At 73.1% G+C, this 5,510-nt stretch carries 8 protein-coding genes; 6 read left to right on the forward strand and 2 right to left on the reverse strand.

Annotated features, from left to right (window positions below; all coding sequences use genetic code 11):
• Positions 1-248: 248 nt before the first annotated feature.
• A complete protein-coding gene (locus ACWGE1_RS39790; RefSeq protein WP_453425350.1) occupies positions 249-650 on the forward strand; it encodes a hypothetical protein in 402 nt (133 codons plus the stop codon).
• Here the strand turns inward: ACWGE1_RS39790 and ACWGE1_RS39795 are convergent.
• Complete coding sequence (locus ACWGE1_RS39795) at positions 631-1,332, reverse strand: FadR/GntR family transcriptional regulator (protein WP_453425351.1); 702 nt, start codon at positions 1,330-1,332, stop codon at positions 631-633. The genes ACWGE1_RS39790 and ACWGE1_RS39795 overlap by 20 nt on opposite strands.
• 57 nt (positions 1,333-1,389) lie before the next feature.
• On the opposite strand from ACWGE1_RS39795, the gene ACWGE1_RS39800 reads away from it, so the two are divergent.
• The 4 genes from ACWGE1_RS39800 (at position 1,390) to ACWGE1_RS39815 (ending at position 3,830) form a co-directional block, all read left to right on the forward strand.
• Complete coding sequence (locus ACWGE1_RS39800; RefSeq protein WP_453425352.1) at positions 1,390-2,706, forward strand: CynX/NimT family MFS transporter; 1,317 nt, start codon at positions 1,390-1,392, stop codon at positions 2,704-2,706.
• Between the two features lie 5 nt (positions 2,707-2,711).
• A complete protein-coding gene (locus tag ACWGE1_RS39805) occupies positions 2,712-2,831 on the forward strand; it encodes an SGM_5486 family transporter-associated protein (protein WP_453425353.1) in 120 nt (39 codons plus the stop codon).
• Positions 2,832-2,994: 163 nt separating this feature from the next.
• Positions 2,995-3,225, forward strand: a complete 231-nt coding sequence (locus tag ACWGE1_RS39810; RefSeq protein WP_453425354.1) for a hypothetical protein — start codon at positions 2,995-2,997, stop codon at positions 3,223-3,225.
• An 83-nt stretch (positions 3,226-3,308) separates the two neighbouring features.
• Positions 3,309-3,830 carry a SixA phosphatase family protein gene (locus tag ACWGE1_RS39815; protein ID WP_453425355.1) on the forward strand — a complete coding sequence of 174 codons (522 nt, stop codon included), beginning with the start codon at positions 3,309-3,311 and terminating at the stop codon, positions 3,828-3,830.
• An 88-nt stretch (positions 3,831-3,918) separates the two neighbouring features.
• On the opposite strand, the gene serB is transcribed toward ACWGE1_RS39815, so the two are convergent.
• A complete protein-coding gene (serB, locus tag ACWGE1_RS39820) occupies positions 3,919-5,118 on the reverse strand; it encodes a phosphoserine phosphatase SerB (RefSeq protein WP_030012237.1) in 1,200 nt (399 codons plus the stop codon).
• A gap of 29 nt (positions 5,119-5,147) precedes the next feature.
• Between serB and ACWGE1_RS39825 the strand changes: the two genes are divergently transcribed.
• Entirely contained in the window at positions 5,148-5,303 is a 156-nt protein-coding gene (locus ACWGE1_RS39825; protein WP_453425356.1) for a hypothetical protein, read from the forward strand.
• Positions 5,304-5,510 lie beyond the last annotated feature (207 nt).

Genomic DNA, 5,510 nt, shown 5'->3' on the forward strand with positions numbered 1-5,510 from the left:
TCCCTTCCGGGAGGCGCGGCCGCCGCCGTTCTCGTTGTCCGGGCGGGCATCCCCGGCGGGTCCGCGCGGTGTCCGTCCGGGTCCGTCCGGGGTCCGCGGCAGAGCCCTCGATCAGATGTTCACCGGCTGACTGGATCTTTTCGAGTCGAAAACCGGGACAGATACCTGCAAACTGACCTGGCCGGGGTCTTCCTGGCTCCTGCGGGGAGGAGGTAGGAGTGCGCACGAGGCCGAGCCGAGTCGTATCCGTGCTGGTCACGTCCGTGATCCTGACCGGACTCCTGGTCCCCGGAGCGGCCGCGCAGCCCGTGGGGGAGGAGCCCGCACCCGGTCCCGAGTCCATGGCCCCGGCCGCCGCGGAACTCTCCGACATCCCCGCCGAACCCCCCACCCAGCCCGCGCGGCCCGCCGGGAGCGAACTCTTCGGCGCCGACTGCGACACCGTGATCCACGGCTCGCAGGTGACGGCGTTCTGCCACAACGCCTACCCGGAGACCGACCTCGTGCGGCTGCACGTCGAGTGCGACCGCTGGTGGGACGTGGACGGCGACGGCGTCGCCGTGACCGTCGGACCGGCCGGCCGGGTCGAGCTCGTCGGCCGCTGCTGGAAAGAGGTCCGCTCGGTCTGGGTCAGCCACCGGCGCCCGTGAGCGGCTCCTCCTCGTTCCCGCCGAGGCACGCGAACGGATAGCCCGCCGCCTCCGAGGCCGCCGCGTCCCCGTCCCCCCGCCGGATCGCCTCGATCAGCCGGGCGTGGTCCAGGTGGGCGGAAGGGTGCAGCTCGGTCCCCACGTCCGCCCGCAGCCAGTCGGCCACCAGCTCACCGAGGTCCGCATACAGCCCGATCAGTACGTCGTTGTGCGAGGCGGTCACCACCGCCATGTGCAGACTCACGTCCGCCGCCACGAAGACCTCCGCGTCCCCGCCCGCCCATGCTTCCTCGCGGCGCGCCAGCAGGGCGTCCAGCTGGACGAGGTCCCGCTCGGTGCGCCGCTCGGCCGCAAGCCGGGCCGCCGAGGACTCCAGGGTCGAACGCAGCTCGGCGATGTGGCGCGGCTCGGCCGAGGCGAAGCGGCGGTGCATGACGCCCGCCAGCTCACTGGTGGCGATCACGTACGTGCCGGAGCCCTGCCGGATGTCGAGCAGGCCGTTGTGCGCCAGCGCCCGCACGGCCTCGCGCACCGTGTTGCGGGCGACGCCGAGCAGCTCGACGAGCTCGGGCTCGGTCGGGATGCGGGAGCCGACCGGCCACTCGCCGGAAGTGATCTGGTTCCGCAGCTGGGCGATCACCTGATCGACGAGGGCGGAGCGCCGGGGCGAGGTCAGCGGCATGGGTTCCTCTCGAAAGCGACTGGACAACCAATCATCCCATGATTCTATGATGGTTCAATGTCCGACGAAGAAACCCAGACCATGAACCGCGAGCCGGTCGTGCGCACCACCCCTGACCGGCACCTTCCCGCCCCCGCCCAGGTCGCCCCGACCTGGCTCGGTCCGGTGCTCATCGTCGGAATCGTGCTGGCCGCCCTCAACCTGCGGCCCGCCATCACCAGCCTCGGCGCCCTCTTCGAGGAGACCCGCACGGGTCTCGGCATGAGCGGCACCGTCGCCGGACTGATCACCTCCGTCCCCGCCCTCTGCTTCGCCGTCTTCGGCGTCACCGCACCCCGGCTCTCCCGCCGCTTCGGCCCGGCCGCCGTCGTCTGCGCCGGCATGGCCGCCGTCGCCACCGGCCTGCTGATCCGCCCCTTCGCGACCGGCGCCGTCGGCTTCCTCGCCGCCAGCGCCCTCTCGCTCGCCGGCATAGCCCTCACCAACGTGCTGCTCCCGGTGATCGTCAAGCGGTACTTCCCGGACCGGGTCGGCACCATGACCGGCCTCTACTCCATGTCCCTGGCCGCCGGCACCTCGCTCGCCGCCGCCGCCACCGTCCCGCTGACCGGCGCCCTCGGCGGCAGCTGGCGCACCGGCCTGCTGATCTGGGCCGTGCTCGCCCTGGTCGCCGTACTGCCCTGGCTGCCCGTCGCCCGCGCCTCCCGGCGCGCCGACCGGGCCGCGACCGCCGCTGCCGCCGCCGGGTCCGGCGCGCGGGCCGCCGTACCGGCCGACACCGGCCCGCGGATCGTCCGCAGCCGCACCGCCTGGGCCCTGGCCTGCTACTTCGGCCTCCAGGCCACCGGCGCGTACATCACCATGGGCTGGCTCCCGCAGATCTTCCGCGACGCCGGGGTCTCCGCCTCCACCGCCGGAGTGCTGCTCGCCGTCACCATGGTCATGGGCGTCCCGCTCGCCTTCGTCATCCCCGGCCTCGCCGCCCGGATGAAGAACCAGGGCGCCATCGCCGCCACCCTCGGCGTCTTCGGCCTCACCGGCTACCTCGGTCTCTACTTCGCCCCCGCCGCCGGCGCCTGGGCCTGGGCGCTCCTGCTCGGCATCTCCAACTGCGCGTTCCCCCTCGTCATCACCCTCATCGGGCTGCGCGCCAAGTCCCCGGCCGGCGTGGTCAGGCTCTCCGCCTTCGCCCAGAGCACCGGCTACCTCATCTCCATCCCCGGCCCCCTCGTCATCGGCGCCCTCTACCAGCACAGCGGCGGCTGGGACCTGCCGCTCGCCCTGATGGCCGGACTGCTCGTACCGCAGATCGCGCTGGGCATCCTGGCAGGACGGGACCGCACGATCGAGGACGAATGCGGCATGGGAGACTGACCGGCATGTCGCCCGTACTTGAACCGAATCCGCAGCACGGCCGCAAGAAGCTCGGCCTCGTGCTCGGCGCGATGCTCGTCGTGACCGTGATCATCTCCGTCATCGCCACGATCGCCTCCCCCTGAGCGAGCTCTCCCCGGGGCGGGTGGTGGGGCTGACCCCACCACCCCCTAGGGGGCCAGGCTCAGGGTGAAGTGGGGTGCGTCCCGGATGGGAACCACCGCCCCGGATCCATAGATTCGATGCGTAGGCAGCGAGTCGGTCCGGTCCACACCCACGGAGGCGGTCATGTCGGCCCCCATGCACATCAGGCCCCTCCCACCCGGCCCGTCAGGCCCCCGGGCCCGCGCCGCCACGGGCGCCGGCACCCGGCTGCACTGGTGGGCGCTGGCCCTGCCCGCGCTCGCGTTCGGGCTCCTGCTGCTGCTCCTCGCCGGATCCGGTGAGGCCCACGCGGCCACCGGCGAGGTCTCGGGCCTGGTCCAGGTCGCCGAGCAGCTCCTGCGCGCCGTCGACTGACCTCCCGTGCCCCCTCCCCTCCAGGGAGTGAGCCCCCCCAACACCCTGCGCCCCGTGGCTCGTTTCGTGCGAAGCTGGGAGTCATGAGCGCCGACACACCCCGCAGGATCGCCCTCCTCCGGCACGCCAAGGCCGACTGGCCCGAGGTGTCCGACCACGATCGTCCGCTCGCGGAACGAGGCCGCAAGGACGCGCCGGCCGTCGGTCTGAAGCTCGCCGAAACCGGCATCGTCTTCGACCTGGCCCTGTGCTCCACCGCCGCCCGCACCCGCGAGACCTGGAAGCTCGCCGTCCAGGAGATGCCGCACCGGCCGAAGACCCACTACGAGGAGAGGCTCTACGACGCCTCGCTGGGCGAGCTCATCGCCCTGCTCAACGAGACCTCCGACGAGGTCTCGGACCTCCTCGTCATCGGCCACAACCCCGGCATGCACGCCCTCGCCGACGCCCTCTCCGGGCGATCGGAGGGCGAGACCCTGGCGCGCATGACCCGTACGGGATTCCCGACCGCGGCCCTCGCCGTGGTCTCCTTCACCGGATCGTGGAAGTCCGTGGAGCACGGCGTGGGCACACTGCTCGACTACTGGACCCCGAAGGGCCTCTGACCGGCTGCCCACGACACCGGCGGCCCCACGACACCAGCGGGCCCCGGCAGCCGCACCGGCTGCCGGGGCCCGTTCGCGTGCACGGACGTCAGGCCAGGTCGGCGGCCTCGATCTCCTCACGGGTGATCCCGAGCAGGTACAGCACCGCGTCGAGGAAGGGCACGTTCACCGCGGTGTGCGCGGCCTCGCGGACCACCGGCTTGGCGTTGAACGCCACGCCCAGCCCGGCCGCGTTCAGCATGTCCAGGTCGTTGGCGCCGTCGCCGATGGCCACCGTCTGGGACAGCGGTACGTCCGCCTCCGCGGCGAAGCGGCGCAGCAGCCGGGCCTTGCCCGCCCGGTCCACGATCTCGCCGGTGACCTTGCCCGTCAGCTTCCCGTCGACGATCTCCAGGGTGTTGGCGGAGGCGAAGTCCAGCCCCAGCCGCTCCCGCAGATCGTCCGTCACCTGGGTGAAGCCGCCGGAGACCACGCCCACCTGGTAACCGAGCCGCTTGAGCGTGCGGATCAGGGTCCGAGCGCCCGGGGTCAGCTGCACCTCGGCACGGACCTTGTCCACGACGGACGCGTCCAGGCCCGCGAGCAGCGCCACCCGGGCGTGCAGCGACTGTTCGAAGTCCAGCTCGCCGCGCATGGCCCGCTCGGTGACCTCGGCGACCTCGGCCTCGCACCCGGCGTGCGCGGCGAACAGCTCGATCACCTCGTCCTGGATGAGGGTCGAGTCCACGTCCATGACGACCAGACGCTGGGCCCGGCGGTGCAACCCGGCGGAGACCACGGCCACATCCACGCCGATGTGCGCGGAGGCGGTGGCCAGTGCGGTGCGCAGCGGCTCGGTCTCGACACCGGAGACGGCGAACTCCACCGCCGTCACCGGGTACTTGGCGAGCCGGAAGATACGGTCGATGTTGCCGCCGGTCGCGGTGATCCGGGCGGCGATGGCGGCCGTGGACTCGGCGGTGAGCGGGTGCCCGAGCACGGTGACGTGCGAGCGGCCACTGCCGCGCGGACGGTTGTCACCGGTACCGGAGAGGATCTCGGCCTGCATCTTGAGGGACTCGGCCCAGCTGTGGACGGTGGCCCGCAGGTCGCCCTCGGCGCCGCCGGCGGGCTTGGTGACGAGGGCGCACAGGACGATGCGGCCACGGGTGACGACCTGCTCGATGTCGACGACATCGACGGAGTAGGCGGCGAGGGTGTCGAACAGCCCGGCGGTGATCCCGGGACGGTCCTTGCCGAAGATCTTGACGAGGAGGGTGGGGACGTCGGAGGTCTGCGATGCGCTCATGGTGCCCTCACCGTATCTTCCCGGCCCACATGACAGGACCCCCGTCCCATTTCCTGAACGCGCCGGTCGCCCGCCCGGGCGGGCGGGAGGTCACCTCGGACCGCGCGGCGGGCCGGGCGGCGGGCCGGGCGGCCCGGGTGGCCTCGGGGGCGGCGGCGGGGTTCCCGGTGGCGGCGGAGGGGTGAAGGGCGGCCGGTGGGCGGGGCGCGCGGGCCTCGGCGGGCGCGGCGGGATGCCGGTGACCGTCACGTCCCAGGAGACGTCCGGATCCAGGTACGGCTGAGCCCACCCGGGCGGCGCACCCTGCCCGCCCCGGCCGGCCGGGCCGCTCGCGTACGGGGCCGTGGGCGCGTCCGGGCCGGGGAGGCCGGGGCCCGCGGGCCCGCGCCGTC

Source organism: Streptomyces sp. NPDC054932 (genome assembly GCF_053610205.1).

What these genes read in the sequence shown, in the direction of transcription:
- ACWGE1_RS39795 (WP_453425351.1), bottom strand. Translation starts at nt 1,332, where the DNA reads ATGCCGCTGACCTCGCCCCGGCGCTCCGCCCTCGTCGATCAGGTGATC.
- ACWGE1_RS39800 (WP_453425352.1), top strand. Translation starts at nt 1,390, where the DNA reads ATGTCCGACGAAGAAACCCAGACCATGAACCGCGAGCCGGTCGTGCGC.
- ACWGE1_RS39805 (WP_453425353.1), top strand. Translation starts at nt 2,712, where the DNA reads ATGTCGCCCGTACTTGAACCGAATCCGCAGCACGGCCGCAAGAAGCTC.
- ACWGE1_RS39810 (WP_453425354.1), top strand. Translation starts at nt 2,995, where the DNA reads ATGTCGGCCCCCATGCACATCAGGCCCCTCCCACCCGGCCCGTCAGGC.
- ACWGE1_RS39815 (WP_453425355.1), top strand. Translation starts at nt 3,309, where the DNA reads ATGAGCGCCGACACACCCCGCAGGATCGCCCTCCTCCGGCACGCCAAG.
- serB (WP_030012237.1), bottom strand. Translation starts at nt 5,118, where the DNA reads ATGAGCGCATCGCAGACCTCCGACGTCCCCACCCTCCTCGTCAAGATC.
- ACWGE1_RS39825 (WP_453425356.1), top strand. Translation starts at nt 5,148, where the DNA reads ATGACAGGACCCCCGTCCCATTTCCTGAACGCGCCGGTCGCCCGCCCG.